Raw genomic sequence first — 16,390 nt, 5'->3', positions numbered from 1 at the left:
GGTGCGCGGTCCTGCGGGCCGGAAATAAAAAAGCTGCTGAACCGGGGCCAATTGGATGGGCGTGTTCAACAGCTTTTTTATGTATTCGGGTGGCTGGGGAGGAAGGATTCGAACCTTCGCATGCCGGAATCAAAATCCGGTGCCTTAACCAGCTTGGCGACTCCCCAACTATCTTGCAATCCAATTCCGCAACGGGTGTTCAGCTAATCCAGTACAGGCCTGCACTAACCGAAACCGTGGATGCTTCTGACAATCTGTTTTGTCAGCGGCACGCATTGTAGCGGCAATTTCCGTTTTCGCCAAAACGGCTTCGGAGAGCTTGGAGTATTCGGCGTACAAGCACGCGCCAGACCCCGACATGCGAACATGGACACCATGCTCAGCGAGCCACCGCGCGGCCCTGAAGACTTCAGGGTACTGGCGGTAAACCACCGGCTCCAGATCATTCCTGCCAAAGAACTTGCCCTGGCGAAATGTTGGCGAAGCAAGAAAGTCCGCTATTGTGACTAAAGAAGAATCTCTTGTCAAATCCGGCGCGGAAAAAATGCTGGCGGTGGGCACGCTCGCGTCGGGCTGGGCCACGAGATACGCGCGCTCGGGCAGCTCGAGCGGGGACAGGTCTTCGCCCACGCCCTGGGCGAAAGCCGATTGGCCGAACACGAAAACCGGCACGTCCGCCCCGAGCGGCAGGGCGAGCGCCATGAGTTCGCGCCGCGACAGGCCGGTGTTCCAGAGCCGGTTCAAGGCGATGAGGACGGAAGCCGCGTCGCTGGAGCCGCCGCCCAGCCCCCCGCCCTGCGGGATGCGTTTTTCCAGGCCGATGTGCGCCCCCAGGCGGGTGCCGGTGGCCCGCTGCAGCGCGCGCGCCGCGCGCAGGGTGAGGTCCTGTTCCTCGGGCACGCCGGGCAGGTCGCGCGCGCGGCTGACGACGCCGTCGGCGCGCGCCTCGATGTGCAGCGTGTCGCTCAGGTCGATGAAACGGAAAACGGTCTGCAGCAGGTGGTAGCCGTCGGCGCGGCGGCCCACCACGTGCAGGAACAGGTTGATCTTGGCGGGAGCGGGAACGTCGTAGAGGGTCACGGAAACCACCGTCTTGGCATTGCCCGCATTGTAAGCGGCGGCCTGCGGGCCGCGCCGCCCTGCCGTGCGCCGGAATCAGGCCAGCTTGGGCACCGCGCCGGCTGGCAGCGCCACGGCCGGCGCGTCGATCACGTGCCCGTCGGGCAGCTTGAAGACGGCCACCGCGGCGGCCAGGCGGCGCGCCTGTTCCTCCAGCGCTCCGGCGGCCGCGGCGGCTTGCTCCACCAGAGCGGCGTTCTGCTGCGTTACGCCGTCCATCTGGGACACGGCGTCGTTGACCTGGTCGATGCCGCTGGCCTGTTCGTTGGAGGCGGCGGCGATCTCGCCCATGAGGTTGGCCACGCGCTGCACCGATTCGACGATTTCGCGCATGGTGCCGCCGGCCTCTTCCACCTGCCCGGAGCCCAGCTCGACCTTCTGCACCGAATCCTCGATGAGCTGCTTGATTTCCTTGGCGGCGGCGGCGCTGCGCTGCGCCAGCGTGCGCACCTCGCTGGCCACCACGGCGAAACCCTTGCCCTGCTCGCCCGCGCGCGCGGCCTCGACCGCCGCGTTGAGCGCGAGAATGTTGGTCTGGAAGGCGATGCCGTCGATCACGCCCACGATGTCGGCGATGCGGCTGGAGCTGCCCGAGATCGCGCGCATGGTGTCCACCACCGTGGCCACGGCCCGCCCGCCGCGCTCGGCCGCCTGCGCCGAGGCGGCCACCATGCGGTTGGCCTCGCGCGCGGTTTCCGCGTTCTGCTTGACGGTGGAGGCCAGTTCTTCCATCGATGCGGCCGTTTCCTCCAGCGAGGCGGCCTGCTCTTCGGTGCGGCTGGAAAGGTCGGCGTTGCCCGATGAGATCTCGCGCGTGCCCACGTGGATTTCTTCCACGCCCTGGCGCACCGCGCCCACGGTGCGCACCAGTCCGTCCTGCATGTTCCTGAGCGCGGCCAGCAGCGCGCCGATCTCGTTGCGGCCGTGGTCGGCCACGCGGCGCGTGAGATCGCCCTCGGCGATGCGGCGGAACACCTCGCCGGCCTCCTGCAGCGGGCGCAGCACGGCGCGGCGGATCATCAGGTGCGCGCCCGCCGCCACCAGCAGGCCCAGGACCAGCGCGCCGGCCAGCAGGGAAGTGAACACGGCGTTGAACCCGGAGATTTCGTCCATGACCCGCTGGCCCGCTTCATCGGCACGGCGCATGAACGCCTCGCGCGCGGCGACGAAGCTCTCCTGCGCCTGCTGCGTGCCCTGCTTGTAGTAGGCGTCCATGTCGCCCGCCTCCAGCACGTTGCCCACGCTCTGCAGGTTGCGGCTGAAGCTGCCATACGCGCCCAGCAGCTCGGCATAGGCGGCCTGCTCTTCGGCAGTCAGGCCCTCGGCGAAGGCCCTGAAGCTGCGGTCGCCGGCGGCGACGCGCTGCCGCGCGGCGCGCAGCGAGGCGTCGTCGCTGGCCTTGCCCTGGGCCACGCGGGTGGCGTAGCGGCTGAGGTCGGTGCGCGCGGCCACCAGCGACAGCGCGGCATCGTTTACCTCATTCATCTGCCGGGCCGAGAGGCGATAGAGCTGCGCCACGTCCTCGTTGGTCTGGCGCAGGGCGGTGAAACCCATGCCGCCGACGGCGAGCTGCAGCGCGAAGAAAACCGCGATGAGCCCCAACAGCATCGTTGCGATGCGCATGTTCCTGAACATTCGAATACTCCCTGAAGGCGCGGACGGGTCCGGCCGGTGTGACGGCGCGCGGGCAAGCGCCCGCGGCGGCGGTAAGGGTGAATTATTCAGTAACAAAGAAGGAAGCCCGGCGGGAAATACAAGGGTAAACCCTTGATTTTTCCCAGTGCATCAGCGCCGAAACTGTGCTAGGAGGGCTGGTTGACGACCAGGCGGACCAGGATGCGGCGGCCCGGCTCCTGGCGTTCGAGCACCAGCAGGCAGGGCCCCTGCGCGTCGTAGCGCGACAGGCGCGCGTGCCAGCCGCCCTGCTCGAAAGCGGCCAGGTGGCCGATGTCATCGCGCGTGACGCCGGAGGCTTGCGGGCTGGCGGGCAGGCGCCCGCGCAGCCAGTCGCGCAGGCCCGAAACCGGCATGCTGCTGCCCAGCGCCTCGGCGGCCAGCGCATCGGGGTTGTCGGCCGACAGGCGGGTGCCGTCGGCTTTGGTGAGCGTGGCGGCGCCCGGGCCGCCCTCGACGCGGGCCTCGGTGGAGCCGAGCGGGTTGGTCAGGTCAAGCACATAGCGGCTGCCGTCGTCCAGCCACGAAAATCCGCCCTGCACGGCGCTCTGCTTGCCGCCTTCTTCGTTGACGGTGATGGCGAAGCGGCCAACGCGCGAGAACGCGCCCGGCGCGGCGCCTTCGATGGGCCTGGGCGTGGTGCAGGCCGCCAGCGCGGCCGCGCACAGCGCCGTGCCCAGGCCGCGCAGGAAGGCGCGCCGGTTGCGCAGCACGGCGGTCACGGCTGGACCCCGAGCCGCTTGATGACGTCCCGCACGGTTTCGTTGGCCGGGTCTTTTTTCAGCGCCGCGCGCAGCAGCTGCAGGGCCTGGTCCTGCCTGCCCTGCTGCCAGAGCACTTCGGCCAGGTGGGCGCCGATGTCGGCCTCCGGGCGCAGGCCGTATGCCCGGCGCAGGTAGTCGGCCGCGGCGGCGAGATCGCCCATGCGGTATTTCACCCAGCCCATGCTGTCGAGGATGAACGGGTCGTTGGGCGCGAGCTCCAGCGCCTGGGTGATGAGATCCAGCGCCTCGGGCAGCCGCTGGTTGTGGTCGGCCAGCGTGTAGCCCAGCGCGTTGTAGGCGTGCGCGTGGTCGGGGTCGAGCGCGATCACCTGCCGCAACAGGCGCTCCAGGTCGCCGAGGCGGTCCTGGCGCTCGTAGAGCATGGCCAGCTCGTATTTGATTTCGACGGTGTCGGGCAGCGCCTTGTCGGCGGCCTCGAGCACGGAGACGGCCTGCGGCACCCGTCCGGCGTCGCGCAGGATCTGCGCCTTGGTCAGCACGCCCAGCGTGCGCTCTTCGTCGTCCTGGGGATTGGCGGCGTCGATCATGGAGAGCGATTCGTCGACCCGGCCCTCCTTGGCGCGCAGCGTGGCCTGCCGCATGCGCACCGAGTAGCGCAGGGTGGGATCGTCGATGCGGCCCAGCTCGGCGATGGCCTCGTCGTAGCGGCCCTGGTCTTCGGCGATGCGCGACAGCAGCACGCGCGCGTCGGCGGCCGCGGCGCCGGCATCGGTGGAACCGGGCGCCGTGGCGCGCTGGCGCTGGCTCTGCACGTCGAGATACTGCTGCAGCAGCGTGCGGGCCTGGGCCAGCTGCCCCGCCTTGTAGGCAAGCTGGGCCTGCATGAACAGCAGGTCGAAATCTTCGGGGGAGCGGCGCGACATGGCCTGCAGCTCGGCCAGCGCGCCGTTGTAGTCGCCGCTGTCGGCCAGCTGGCCGGCCAGCATCAGGCGCACCTTGCGCGCGTTGGGGTTGCGCGCGATATAGGCGCGGGCCTCGGATTGCGCGCGCTGCGGATCGACCTTGTAGCCATATTCCAGCACGCGCTGGGCGGCCGGCTCGGACCGGGGATCGGCGGCCAGCGCCTGGCGGGCCTCCTGGGAGGCGCGCTCGTAGTCGCCCGCGGCCGAGGCCACGTCGGCCAGCGCCAGGTGCGCTTCGGGCAGCTTGCGGGCGCTTTCGCTCAGGGATTCGTCGAGGATGCGCAGCGCCAGGCGGCGGTCGTTCAGCCGGCTCAGCACGGCCAGCGCCTGGCCGATGGCGGCGGTCTTGTCGCGGGCGCCGTCGATGCGGGCGCGCAGCGCCTGCGCCAGGCCCCGCGTCTGGCCGTTGGCCGCGGCCAGCGCCAGCTCGGTGGAGCTGGCCTCGACGTCGTTGGGCGCCAGGCGGGCCCACACGCGCGCCGCTTCCAGCGCGCCGGGCAGGTTGCCGCCGGCCAGCTCGAATTCCAGGCCGCGCCGGGCCAGGCGCGGATCGCCGGTTTCGCGCGCCAGCCCCACCATGGTGGAGGCGGCCGTGCCGTACATGCCGCGCTGCGCGGCGATCTCGGAGGCCAGCACGCGGTAGAAGATGTCGGCGGTGAGGGTCACATAGGGCAATTGGCCCGGGCGCAGGCGGATGACTTCGGTTTCCGGCTGGCGGCTGGGCGGCGCGATCCGAGGGCCGGTCGCATCGCGCGTCCTGCTGTCGGCGGCCTGGGCTTGCGGGGCCAGTGTGGCGGCCAGCGCAAGCGCCAGCACGGCTATCCCGAGATTCATTTGTTTGAAAGACGACTTCACGCGGCCCGTCCGGTTGATGGCACAATCTTCGTACACGCAATTGATGATCTTACACTGGCTCATGCCGGAACTGCCCGAAGTCGAAACCACGCGCCGAGGAATCGACGCCGTCATCACCGGCCGGAAGCTCTCGCGCCTGGTCGTCCACGAACCCCGCATGCGCTGGCCCGTTCCGCCGGACCTGCCCGGCCTGCTGGCCGGGCGCACGGTGCTGGAATGCGCCCGCCGCGGCAAGTACCTGCTGCTGCGTTTCGAGCACGGAACGCAGATCGTGCACCTGGGGATGTCGGGCTCGCTGCGCAACGTGGCGCCGGGCGAATTCCTGCGCAAGCACGACCATGTCGAATGGATCTTCGACCACGCCGTCCTGCGCCTGCACGACCCGCGCCGCTTCGGCGCGGTGCTGTGGCACGACAGCGCCGCCGGGCCCATCGAGCAGCATCCCCTGCTGGCCCGGCTGGGCATCGAACCCTTCGACCCGCGCTTTGACGGCGCCTGGCTGCACCGGCACTTCCGCGGCCGGGCCATGGCGATCAAGCAGGCGCTGCTGGCGGGCGACGCCGTAGTGGGCGTGGGCAACATCTACGCCTCCGAAAGCCTGTTCCGCGCCCGCATCCACCCGGCCACGCCCGCCCGGCGGCTGTCGCCGGCGCGCTGCGACCGGCTGGCCGACATGATCCGCGCCACCCTGGCCGACGCCCTCGCCTCGGGCGGCAGCACCCTACGCGACTACGTGGGGGCCACGGGCGAGCCGGGCGCCTATTTCGAGATACACGCGGCGGTGTACGAGCGCGAGGCGCAGCCCTGCCGCGCCTGCGGCGCGCCCATCCGCCGCATCGTCCAGGGACAGCGCGCCACGTATTACTGCCCGAGGTGCCAACACCCTTGAATCCCCGTAAAAACCCCACCTGTTTGTTTATAGCAAACGTATTGCACAAACACTAACGCGGGGCTATAGTCGCTTCCATGCCCTTATTCCTATAAAAGTGGAAGGAGTCCCATGAGCAAGCAATTCGCCTCGCACGCCGACCTCGCCGACAAGGTCGTGTCGTTCGAAAAGCTGTCCGACAACGCCTATGCCTACACGGCCGAGGGCGATCCGAACACGGGCGTCATCATTGGCGACGAGGCCGTCATGGTGGTCGACACCCAGGCCACCCCGGTCATGGCGCAGGACGTGATCCGCCGGATCCGCGAAGTGACCGACAAGCCCATCAAGTACATCCTGCTGTCGCACTACCACGCCGTGCGCGTGTTCGGCGCCTCGGCCTACAACGCCCAGGAAATCCTGGCCAGCCGCGACACCTACGATCTCATCGCCGAGCGCGGCGAACAGGACAAGGCCAGCGAAATCGGCCGTTTCCCCCGCCTCTTCCGCAACGCCGAATCCATCCCGCCCGGCCTGGTGTGGCCCACCATGACCTTCAAGGGCGAAATGACGGTCAACCTCGGCAACCTCGAGGTCCGGCTGCTGCAGGTCGGCCGCGGCCACACCAAGGGCGACACCATCGCCTGGCTGCCCGAGCAGAAGATTCTTTTCGCGGGCGACCTGGTCGAGTACCAGTCCACGCCCTATTGCGGCGACGCCTACTTCCGCGACTGGCCCTCCACGCTGGACGCGCTGGCCGGTTTCGAGGCCGAGAAGATGGTGCCGGGCCGCGGACCGGCCCTCAAGAACGCCGAGGAAGTGCGCAAGGGCCTGGCCGGCACCCGCGCCTTCCTCACCGACCTGTATGGCGCGGTGAACCGCGGCGTGGCCGACGGCAAGGACCTGAAGACCATCTACCGCGAAGTCTACGACTTCATGAAGCCGCGCTACAGCGACTGGGTGATCTTCGACCACTGCATGCCGTTCGACGTTTCGCGCGCCTACGACGAGGCGAGCGGCATCGAGCACCCGCGCATCTGGACGGACAAGCGCGACCTCGAAATGTGGAAGCAGCTCGAAGGCTGAGAGGGCTCCACCCCCGAAGCGCCTGCGGCGCTTCCCCTTCGAGGGGAGCCCGCCCAGGGGAGCGCGCCGGCGGAGCCGGAGCCGCGGCCCCCCGCCCGGAGAAGCGTCGCGCCTGGCTGCGCGAGGCCCGCGGCGCGTACTGCCGGGCCGCGGGCAACGCGCCTGCGGCTGGCGTAGCGAACAAAAAACAAAACGAACCCACCCAGGAGACAGACGTGGGAGACATCGATTACCAGGCGATGGAGTTCGCCTATGAAAAATGCGCCGACCAGGCCGCGGGACAGCGCGTCACGCACCCGGTGGTGGTGGTGGGCGCGGGCCCGGTCGGGCTGAGCACGGCGCTGGACCTGGCCCGGCGGGGCTTGCGCGTGGTGGTGCTGGATGACGATTTCCGGCTTTCCACCGGCTCGCGCGCCATCTGCTTCTCCAAGCGCACGCTGGAGATCTGGGACCGCCTGGGCGTGGGCCAGCGCATGGCCGAGAAAGGCGTGTCGTGGAACGTGGGCAAAGTGTTCTTCCGCGACCGCGAGGTGTGGCGCTTCGACCTGCTGCCCGAACCGGGGCACCGCCGTCCCGCGTTCGTCAACCTGCAACAGTACTACGCCGAAGGTTTTCTCTACGAGCATGCGCGGCAGCAGCCGAATATCGACCTGCGCTGGAAGAACAAGGTGGTGGCGCTGGAACAGACCGGCGACGGCGTCTGCCTGACGGTGGAAACGCCCGACGGCCCTTACGCGCTGCACGCGCAATGGCTGATCGCCTGTGACGGAGCACGCTCGCCGGTGCGCGCCATGCTGGGCCAGGAAAGCCACGGCCGCGTCTTCCGCGACCGCTTCCTCATCGCCGACGTGAAAATGCAGGCGGACTTCCCGGCCGAGCGCTGGTTCTGGTTCGACCCGCCCTTCCATCCGAACCAGTCCGTGCTGCTCCACATGCAGCCCGACAATGTCTGGCGCATCGACTTCCAGCTCGGCTGGAACGCCGATCCCAAGGAAGCCGTCAAGCCCGAGAATGTGCTGCCCCGCATCCGCGCGCTGCTGGGGCCCGATGCGCAATTCGAGCTGGAATGGGTGAGCGTGTACACCTTTGCCTGCGAACGCATGGACAAGTTCCGCCACGGCCGCGTGCTGTTCGCCGGCGACGCCGCGCACCGCGTGTCGCCGTTCGGCGCGCGCGGCGCCAACAGCGGCGTGCAGGACGCCGAGAACCTGGCCTGGAAGCTCGCCCTGGTGTTGACGGGCAAGGCGCCCGAGCCGCTCATCGACACCTACTGCGCCGAACGCGAGTACGCGGCCGACGAGAACATCCTCAACTCCTCGCGCTCCACCGATTTCATCACGCCCAAGAGCGACATCAGCCGCAGCTTCCGCAACGCGGTGCTCAACCTGGCCAAGCGCCATTCGTTTGCGCGCGCGCTCGTCAACAGCGGCCGCCTCTCGCTGCCGGCCACCTATGCGGACTCGCCGCTGAACACGCCCGACCAGGACGCGTTCGGCGGACGCCTGCGGCCCGGCGCGGTGGCGCTGGACGCGCCGGTGCGCGTGGCGGGCGAGGACGGCTGGTGGCTGTCGCAGCTGGACAGCGGCTTCGCGCTCGCCCTCTTCTGCGGCGACCGGCTGCCCGATGCCGCGGCCGTGCAGGCCCTGCAGGCGCTGAGCATGGCCGCGACGCCGGTCAAGCCGCTGATCGTGACCAGCGCCGAGTGCGACGCCCCGGCCCTGCCCCCGGGCATGACGCACGTGGCGGACAGCGCGGGCCTGCTCGCCCAGCGCTACGACGCGCGCCCCGGCACGGCCTACCTGCTGCGCCCGGACCAGCACGTCGCGGCGCGCTGGCGCGCGCTGGACGCCGCCGCCGTCAACGCCGCCCTGCGGCGCGCCATCTGCGCCTGATCCCGAAAAGAGGCAGCCATCATGCTCATCACCGAAACCAACCTGCCCGCGCCGGACGATTTCTACGAGGCGCTGATCGACATCCACCGCGACCTGAGCCTGGAGCAGAGCCAGGAGCTCAACGCCGCGCTCATCCTGCTGCTGGCCAACCATCTCGGCGACATGGAACTGCTGCGCGAAGCCCTGCGGCTGGCGCGGGAATCCCTCGTCAGCGCGTAGCGTCGCGCCGTCCCGCCCCGGCCCGCGCGACAGGCGCCTGCTGCCCGTCGGCGCCGAACACCTCCGCGATCAGGCCGCGCAGCCACTGGCTGCCGCCGTCGCGGTCGTAGCGGCGCTGCCAGTACATATTGGTCTGCAAGGGCGGCACCTTGACCGGCGGTGCGATGTAGCGCAGGCCGAACGGGCCGGCCGCGCTGGCGGCGAGCTTTTCGGGCACCGTGGCCAGCAGGTCGGTCGCGCTGACGATATACGGCACGGCCGAGAAATGCGGCACGCTGAAATGCTCGGCCAGCACGAGGCCCGCGCGTTCCATGGACTGGTTGACCTGCCCGTAGGGCGCCGCGCGCGACACGATGAGGTGGCGCTCGGCGCGGAAAGCCTTCAGGCTCATGCCCGCATGGGCCGTGGGATGTCCCTGGCGGAACAGCGTGGCATAGCCCTGCCGGAACAGCATGCGCTGCATGACGCCGGCGCCCATGTCGTCGAAGGCGCCCACGGCCAGGTCGATGCGCCCGGCCTCCATTTCGCGCTGCAGATCCGGCCCCTGGGTGCGCACGGAATCGATGCGCACGCCCGGCGCGAGCTGGGCGCAGGCTTCCATGAGGCGCGGCATGAAGTGGATTTCGCCCACGTCCGACATGGCCACGCGGAAGCGCCGCCTGCTCGCGGCCGGGTCGAAGGCGTCCTGGTCCTGCAGGGCGCGCGACAGCGTGGCCAGCGCCTCGCTCACCGGCCCGGCCAGCCTTTCCGCGCGCGGCGTGGGCTGCATGCCCTGGCCGGTGCGCACGAAGAGTTCGTCGCCGAAGGCGGCGCGCAGGCGCCGCAGCGCATTGCTCGCCGCGGGCTGGGTCAGGTCCATGCGGCGCGCCACCGCCGAGATGTTGCGTTCTTCGAGCAGATGCTGGAACACCAGCAGCAGGTTCAGGTCCACATCGCGCAGACTGGCCATGGCGCTTCCTCATTATTCACGGAATTTATAGTTTCTATTTTCGCATTCCCGTAGCCGAGGGGCCGGATTTTGCCGAAAATGGCCTATCGGCGCGCGGGACGAGACTCTCGCCCGCGCCCCCGGACACCGTAATGCGCGGCCATGCACCGCGCCGCCGCCCAGGAGGAACCCATGGAACTGAAATACCAGACCGGCTTCGGCAACGATTGCGCCACCGAGGCGCTGCCCGGGGCCCTGCCCGTCGGCCGCAATTCGCCCCAGCAATGCCCGTACGGCCTGTATGCCGAACAGCTATCGGGCACCGCCTTTACCGCGCCGCGCAGCGAAAACCGCCGCTCCTGGCTGTACCGCATCCGCCCCGGCGCGCAGCACAAGCCCTTCGAGGCGTTCGACGGCGCGCCCGGCTGGCTGAGCGACTTCGGCACGGGCCCGGTCACGCCGAACCAACTGCGCTGGAGCCCGCTGCCCCTGCCCGCCGCGCCCACCGATTTCATCGAAGGCGTGAAAACCTGGGGCGGCAACGGCGGTCCCGGCGAGCAGAGCGGCGTGGGCATCCACCTGTACGCGGCCAACCGCTCGATGAAGGACCGCTACTTCTACAACGCCGACGGCGAGCTGCTGCTGGTGCCGCAGCTGGGACGCCTGCGCCTGGCCACCGAGCTGGGCCTGATCGACCTGGAACCGCTGGAGATCGCGGTCATCCCGCGCGGCGTGCGCTTCCGCGTGGAGTTGCTCGACGACGCGGCGCGCGGCTACATGCTGGAGAACTTCGGCGCGGCGCTGCGCCTGCCCGAACTCGGGCCCATCGGCTCGAACTGTCTCGCCAATCCGCGCGACTTCCAGACCCCCGTGGCCTGGTACGAAGACGTGGAGGGCGATTTCGAGCTGATCGCCAAGTTCACGGGCGGATTCTGGCGCGCCGCCATCGACCACTCGCCGCTGGACGTGGTGGCCTGGCACGGCACGCACGCACCCTACAAGTACGACCTGCGCCGCTTCAACACCATCGGCTCGATCAGCTTCGACCACCCGGACCCGTCCATTTTCACCGTGCTCACGGCGCCCTCGGACACCCCGGGCACCGCGAACATGGATTTCGCCATCTTCCCGCCGCGCATCCTGGCGATGGAAGACACGTTCCGTCCGCCCTGGTTCCACCGCAACGTGGCCAGCGAGTTCATGGGCCTTATCCAGGGCGTGTACGACGCCAAGGCGGAAGGCTTCGCCCCGGGCGGCGCCAGCCTGCACAATTGCATGAGCGGCCACGGCCCCGACGCCGAAACCTTCGAAAAGGCGTCGCATGCCGACACCAGCAAGGCCCACTATATCCGCGACACCATGGCCTTCATGTTCGAAACCCGGCGCGTGATCCGCCCGACCGGGCAGGCCCTGGCCTCGGTAGAATTGCAGGGCGACTACTACCGCTGCTGGCAGGACATCAAGAAGCATTTCGATCCCCGCAAGGCGTGACTGCCTGCGCGTCCGGACGAGCCGCGGCGATGGGCGCAAGCCCATCGCCGCTTGGCTTTTTCCGGCTTTTCCGCCCCGCGCCGGCGGCGCGTCCATAAACACACTGAGCGAGACACGCATGAGCACTTCCATCAACGAAACCCACGACCCGTCCCTCAAGAGCTGGGTCGCCAGCGCCAATACCGGAACTTCCGATTTCCCGGTGCAGAACCTGCCCTACGGCGTGTTTCGCCGTGCCGGCTCGCAGGAAGCCTTTCGCCCGGGCGTGGCGATCGGCGACCAGATCCTCGACCTGGCCGCGCTGGCCGCGCGCAAGCCTTTCGACGGCAGGGCCGGCGAGGCGCTGGCCGCGTGCGCGGGCGACAGCCTGAACGCGCTCATGGCGCTGGGCCAGGCGCACTGGAGCGCCCTGCGCCTGGCGCTGTCGCGCGCGCTGCGGGAAGGCGCGGCCCTGCGCGCCGAGATCGAGCCGCTGCTGGTGGCGCAGGCCGACGCCGAATACACCGCGCCCGCGCGCATCGGCGACTACACCGACTTCTACATCTCGGTGCACCACGCCACCGCCGTGGGCAGGCAGTTCCGCCCCGACAATCCGCTGCTGCCGAACTACAAGTGGGTGCCCATCGGCTACCACGGCCGCGCTTCCAGCGTGGGCGTGAACCAGCGATTTCCGCGCCCCGTGGGCCAGACCCGCCCCGCCGCCGAAGGCGAGACGCCGCAATTCGGCCCCTGCGCGCGGCTGGACTACGAGCTCGAGCTGGGCATTTTCGTGGGCGCCGGCAATGCCCAGGGCGAACGCATTCCGCTGGCCCAGGCCGATTCCCACGTGTTCGGCCTGTGCATCCTGAACGACTGGTCGGCCCGCGACATCCAGGCTTGGGAATACCAGCCGCTGGGCCCGTTCCTGTCCAAGAACTTCGCCTCCACCATCTCGCCGTGGATCGTCACCATGGAGGCCCTGGAGCCCTTCCGCACGCAATGGAAGCGCGACGCCGCCGACCCGCAGCCGCTGCCCTACCTGGCCTCCGAGGCCAACCGCGAGCGCGGCGCCTACGACGTGCAGATGGAAGTGCTGATCACCACCGAGAAATCGCGCGCCGCCAAGCAGCCGCCCGCGCGCCTGTCGCGCAGCAACTTCCGCGACGCCTACTGGAACGTGGCCCAGCTCATCGCCCACCACACGGTCAACGGCTGCAACCTGCAGCCGGGCGACCTCCTGGGCACGGGCACGCTGTCGGGCCCGCAGCCTTCCGAAGCCGGCTCGCTGCTGGAGCTCTCGCAGGGCGGCAAATCGCCCGTCGAACTGCCCTGGGGCGAAACGCGCGCCTTCCTGCAAGACGGCGACCAGATCATCATCCGCGCCGAATGCGTCAAGGCGGGTTACCCGCGGATCGGGTTCGGGGAAAGCTCGGGCACCGTGCTGCCGGCGCGGACCTGATCCCGGAAGGCGGCGGCGCCCGCGATCAGGCAGCGCGGCGCGCCGTCAGCGTTTCGATCTCGTCGTCCTTGGCCTGCCACTGCTGCCCGAGCCATTGGTGGAACGCCGTGCGGAACGCCTTGTCTGCGGTGTAATCGCCGTCGCAGAATGACGGCGGCACCGGCAGCTGCCGCATGCGCACCGCCACGCGCCCGGCCCGGCCGCAGGCCAGGTCCCAGAAGCTGGGTATGCCTTCCGGGTAGGCGATGGTGGCGTCTATCATCGAGCGAAAGCGCGCGCCCATCGCATTCAGGGCCACGGCCAGCCCGCCCGCCCTGGGCTTGAGCAGATGGCGGTACGGCGAAGACTGGGCCGCGCGCTTGGCCTCGGTAAAGCGCGTGCCTTCGGCGAACACCATCACGCTGGTCGGCACCAGCGAGAACTTCTCGCACGCGCGCCGCGCGGCCTCCTGGTCCGGGCGCCCCAGGGCCGGATTGCGGCGCAGGTCGCTCTTGCCGTGGCGCTTCATGAAAGGGAAGTCCAGCGCCCACCAGGCCAGCCCGATCACCGGCACGTAGATTAGCTGGCGCTTCAGGAAGAACTTCAGCAGGGGGATGCGCCGGTTCAGCGCATACTGCAGCACGAAGATGTCCACCCACGACTGGTGGTTGCAGTTGACCAGATACCAGTCCGCGTAGCGCAGGCCGGTATTGCCCTGGATGTCCCAGTCCGCCCGCTGGATGCGCGCGAACCAGCCGGCGTTGCCGGAAACCCATGCCGTCGCGATACCGTTGAGCACCGGATCGATGCGCCGCCTGGCCGCGGGCCAGGGCAGCAGCAGCTTGAGCAACGCCACGGGGAACAGCAGCAGGCACCAGAAGATCGTGCTGGCGCCCAGCAGCAGCACGCTGAGCGCGCCGGTGATCCAGGCAAGCCGGCCGCGCGGCACGGGCCAGGCGCGGCGTTGCGGTAAAGACCCGCCAGGCTTGCCTGCGTGGCCTGGCATGGCGGCGGGAGCGCGGGCCGCGTCCGGGGGCAGATCTGGAAACGTCATGGACGCCAGTTTGCGTCTCCCGCGCGTAAAGCGGCTTGCGCGGGATCAAGCCGGCCTCAAGGCAGGCGGTACTTTTCCTCCCGATAGGCCCAGCTCGCCCACAGCGCGTGGGCGAGCGCCTCCTTGCCGAGGCCCGGGTCGGCCGCCACGGATTCGTAAGTCTCGTCCTGCCCCACCGGCGCCGCCGCGTAGCGGAACTGGCGCGGCGGCTTGGAAGGCTCGATCACCACCAGCCGCTCGCCTTTCAGATAGCCGAAATTGTCGGCGTACTGCATGATGGCCCGGCCGGGATCGCGCCGCGTGAGATCCGCGCCCGGCATGGGGTTGACGTTGTCCAGGCCGATCAGCGACAGCAGCGTGGGCGCCATGTCGATCTGGCTCACGATGCGCTCGTCCTGGCGCGGCGCGATGTCCGCGCCCAGGATCAGGGCGGGAATCCGGAAATGCCGCACCGGCACGGGAATCGAACCGTACACGCGCGAATCGTGGTCGGCGATCACCAGGAACACGGTGTTCTTCCAGTACGGCGCCTGGCGCGCCTTGTCGAAGAACTGCCCCAGCGCCCAGTCGGCATAGCGCACCGTGTTGTCCACCGAGGCAGGGTCGCCCACCGGCTCGATGCGGCCTGACGGATACTCCCACGGCGAATGGTTGCTGACCGAGAAAGCCAGCGTGAACACCGGCCGGTCGCCGTCGGCGCGCAGCAGCCGGTCGAGCTGCGTGAACATGTCTTCGTCCGACGCGCCCCACGAACCCTCGAAGACCGGGTTCTGGAACTTCGGCCGGTCCACCACTTCGTCGAAGCCGTTGCCCAGGAAAAACGCGCGCATGTTGTCGAAGTGCGATTCGCCGCCGTAGACGAAGCGCGAATGGTAGCCGTGCCGCCCCAGCACCTGCGCCAGCGTGAAAAAACCGGTCTGCGCGCGCGGCAGCTTGACCACGGCGTCGGCCACGGTGGGCAGGAATCCCGCCGTCACGGCCTCGATGCCGCGCACCGAGCGGGTGCCGGTGGCATAGGCGCGGTGGAACATCCAGCCCTGCCGGCCCAGGCGGTCGAGGTTGGGCGTGAGATCCTTGCCGCCCAGGCTGCCCACGTACTGGGCTCCCAGGCTCTCCTCGAGAATGATGACCACGTTCAGCGGCCGGTCGCGCCGCACGCTGGCCTTCTGCTCGTGCAGGCTGGGGTAGCGCGGATCGAGCGGCGGCCCGTCGAGGCCGGCCGCGGCGCGCACGATGGCGTTCATTTCGTCGACCGGCATCCTGGGGTACATGGCCGCCGACGAGCGCTCGTCGCGCATGCGGTAGGCGGCGTCGAACACGCTGTAGAGCGAATTAAGCGCCAGCGCATTGACCATGGCGTCGGAACTGAAGGCGACCTTGGCGGGGTTGAGCGGCCGGTGCTCCAGCGTGCCGCGCGCGCCCAGCACCGCCAGCGCGAGAATCAGCACCGACGCCGCGGGCCGCTTCCACCACCCCATGGCGGGGTCGCGCAGCCGGGTCGGGAAAAGCCGCAGCGACAGCCACGCGGCCAGCGCCAACGCCACAAAAGCCGCCAGCAGCACGCCCTTGTAGCCTTCCCAGAGCATGGAGCCCACTTCGCGCGGGTTGAGCAGATAAATGAAGTAGAGGCGATTGGGCCGCGTGTCGTATTCGGCGATGAACTGCGGCGTGGAGACTTCCAGCAACACGTAGAGCATCCACCAGGCGCGGAACCACCATGCCGTGGCGGCGGCCGCCCCGGCGCGGTGGCCGAACCAGGGCGACAGCACGGCCGGCAGCGCCGCCACCATGCAGAGCAGGCACAGATCGATGCGCAGCCCGCCCAGCATCAGCGGCCACAGCCCGCCGGCCGCCTGCACGCGGTCCCACATCCAGAATGCGAGCCCCAGGCGGGACAAGGTCAGCAGCGCCAGCACCGCCACCACAAAACGCAAGGTCAGGCGGCGCATGCGCGATCCTCCCCCCCATGCGGAGCCGCGCCCCGCGCCGGCGTTTCCGCCCTGTCCTGCCAAACCACGATACCGCTCATGCCGCTATGCGTCCAAAGTCCAAACCGGCAAGATTAACGCGGTTCGGAGCGGGTCAATGGGGGACGGTTCT

The 16,390-nt window shown here is 69.2% G+C and carries 13 protein-coding genes and 1 tRNA gene; 6 read left to right on the top strand and 8 right to left on the bottom strand.

Features of this window, described 5'->3' with window-relative positions; all coding sequences use genetic code 11:
• Positions 1 to 90 precede the first annotated feature (90 nt).
• The 5 genes from NGJ44_RS01860 to NGJ44_RS01840 form a co-directional block, all read right to left on the bottom strand.
• A tRNA-Gln gene (locus tag NGJ44_RS01860) sits at positions 91 to 167 on the bottom strand.
• 1 nt (position 168) lies between these two features.
• Positions 169 to 1,080 carry a 4-(cytidine 5'-diphospho)-2-C-methyl-D-erythritol kinase gene (ispE, locus tag NGJ44_RS01855; RefSeq protein ID WP_053244070.1) on the bottom strand — a complete coding sequence of 304 codons (912 nt, stop codon included), beginning with the start codon at positions 1,078 to 1,080 and terminating at the stop codon, positions 169 to 171.
• 75 nt (positions 1,081 to 1,155) lie between these two features.
• On the bottom strand, positions 1,156 to 2,754 hold the full coding sequence (locus tag NGJ44_RS01850) for a methyl-accepting chemotaxis protein (protein ID WP_251862935.1): 1,599 nt from the start codon (positions 2,752 to 2,754) through the stop codon (positions 1,156 to 1,158).
• 167 nt (positions 2,755 to 2,921) lie between these two features.
• Entirely contained in the window at positions 2,922 to 3,515 is a 594-nt protein-coding gene (gene lolB / locus NGJ44_RS01845) for a lipoprotein insertase outer membrane protein LolB (protein WP_053244053.1), read from the bottom strand.
• Positions 3,512 to 5,398 carry a tetratricopeptide repeat protein gene (locus tag NGJ44_RS01840; protein ID WP_053244052.1) on the bottom strand — a complete coding sequence of 629 codons (1,887 nt, stop codon included), beginning with the start codon at positions 5,396 to 5,398 and terminating at the stop codon, positions 3,512 to 3,514. Before NGJ44_RS01840 ends, lolB begins: the two co-directional genes overlap by 4 nt.
• On the opposite strand from NGJ44_RS01840, the gene mutM reads away from it, so the two are divergent.
• The 4 genes from mutM to NGJ44_RS01820 all read left to right on the top strand — a co-directional run bounded on the left by mutM (position 5,397) and on the right by NGJ44_RS01820 (position 9,400).
• A complete protein-coding gene (gene mutM, locus NGJ44_RS01835) occupies positions 5,397 to 6,224 on the top strand; it encodes a bifunctional DNA-formamidopyrimidine glycosylase/DNA-(apurinic or apyrimidinic site) lyase (protein WP_251863067.1) in 828 nt (275 codons plus the stop codon). The genes NGJ44_RS01840 and mutM overlap by 2 nt on opposite strands.
• A gap of 111 nt (positions 6,225 to 6,335) precedes the next feature.
• Positions 6,336 to 7,289 carry an MBL fold metallo-hydrolase gene (locus NGJ44_RS01830; protein ID WP_251862934.1) on the top strand — a complete coding sequence of 318 codons (954 nt, stop codon included), beginning with the start codon at positions 6,336 to 6,338 and terminating at the stop codon, positions 7,287 to 7,289.
• A gap of 215 nt (positions 7,290 to 7,504) precedes the next feature.
• Positions 7,505 to 9,181, top strand: a complete 1,677-nt coding sequence (locus tag NGJ44_RS01825) for an FAD-dependent oxidoreductase (protein WP_251862933.1) — start codon at positions 7,505 to 7,507, stop codon at positions 9,179 to 9,181.
• 21 nt (positions 9,182 to 9,202) lie between these two features.
• A complete protein-coding gene (locus NGJ44_RS01820) occupies positions 9,203 to 9,400 on the top strand; it encodes a DUF2783 domain-containing protein (protein ID WP_502802095.1) in 198 nt (65 codons plus the stop codon).
• Here NGJ44_RS01820 and NGJ44_RS01815 read toward each other — a convergent pair.
• Complete coding sequence (locus tag NGJ44_RS01815; protein ID WP_251862932.1) at positions 9,390 to 10,349, bottom strand: LysR family transcriptional regulator; 960 nt, start codon at positions 10,347 to 10,349, stop codon at positions 9,390 to 9,392. The two genes, NGJ44_RS01820 and NGJ44_RS01815, sit on opposite strands and share 11 nt — an antisense overlap.
• Before the next feature lie 171 nt (positions 10,350 to 10,520).
• On the opposite strand from NGJ44_RS01815, the gene hmgA reads away from it, so the two are divergent.
• Complete coding sequence (gene hmgA, locus NGJ44_RS01810; RefSeq protein WP_053244998.1) at positions 10,521 to 11,819, top strand: homogentisate 1,2-dioxygenase; 1,299 nt, start codon at positions 10,521 to 10,523, stop codon at positions 11,817 to 11,819.
• A gap of 118 nt (positions 11,820 to 11,937) precedes the next feature.
• Positions 11,938 to 13,257 (top strand): fumarylacetoacetase, encoded by a 1,320-nt coding sequence (gene fahA / locus NGJ44_RS01805; RefSeq protein ID WP_053244991.1) that lies wholly within the window; start codon positions 11,938 to 11,940, stop codon positions 13,255 to 13,257.
• A gap of 25 nt (positions 13,258 to 13,282) precedes the next feature.
• Here the strand turns inward: fahA and yihG are convergent, their stop codons facing one another.
• Both yihG and NGJ44_RS01795 read right to left on the bottom strand, forming a co-directional pair.
• Entirely contained in the window at positions 13,283 to 14,185 is a 903-nt protein-coding gene (yihG, locus tag NGJ44_RS01800; RefSeq protein WP_053244990.1) for a 1-acylglycerol-3-phosphate O-acyltransferase, YihG family, read from the bottom strand.
• 161 nt (positions 14,186 to 14,346) lie between these two features.
• Entirely contained in the window at positions 14,347 to 16,239 is a 1,893-nt protein-coding gene (locus NGJ44_RS01795) for an LTA synthase family protein (RefSeq protein WP_053244989.1), read from the bottom strand.
• Positions 16,240 to 16,390 lie beyond the last annotated feature (151 nt).

Origin of the sequence: Achromobacter sp. Marseille-Q4962 (assembly GCF_943737005.1) — a bacterium.
Lineage (GTDB): Bacteria > Pseudomonadota > Gammaproteobacteria > Burkholderiales > Burkholderiaceae_B > Achromobacter.
The sequence above is the reverse complement of the archived record's forward strand: the minus strand, read 5'-3'. Positions and strand labels throughout refer to the sequence as shown.

Excerpts from the sequence above, each read along its gene's own strand:
- NGJ44_RS01830 (WP_251862934.1), top strand. The coding sequence starts at position 6,336 with ATGAGCAAGCAATTCGCCTCGCACGCCGACCTCGCCGACAAGGTCGTG.
- NGJ44_RS01820 (WP_502802095.1), top strand. The coding sequence starts at position 9,203 with ATGCTCATCACCGAAACCAACCTGCCCGCGCCGGACGATTTCTACGAG.
- NGJ44_RS01815 (WP_251862932.1), bottom strand. The coding sequence starts at position 10,349 with ATGGCCAGTCTGCGCGATGTGGACCTGAACCTGCTGCTGGTGTTCCAG.
- NGJ44_RS01795 (WP_053244989.1), bottom strand. The coding sequence starts at position 16,239 with ATGCGCCGCCTGACCTTGCGTTTTGTGGTGGCGGTGCTGGCGCTGCTG.
- NGJ44_RS01840 (WP_053244052.1), bottom strand. The coding sequence starts at position 5,398 with ATGAGCCAGTGTAAGATCATCAATTGCGTGTACGAAGATTGTGCCATC.
- hmgA (WP_053244998.1), top strand. The coding sequence starts at position 10,521 with ATGGAACTGAAATACCAGACCGGCTTCGGCAACGATTGCGCCACCGAG.
- NGJ44_RS01850 (WP_251862935.1), bottom strand. The coding sequence starts at position 2,754 with ATGTTCAGGAACATGCGCATCGCAACGATGCTGTTGGGGCTCATCGCG.
- mutM (WP_251863067.1), top strand. The coding sequence starts at position 5,397 with ATGCCGGAACTGCCCGAAGTCGAAACCACGCGCCGAGGAATCGACGCC.
- fahA (WP_053244991.1), top strand. The coding sequence starts at position 11,938 with ATGAGCACTTCCATCAACGAAACCCACGACCCGTCCCTCAAGAGCTGG.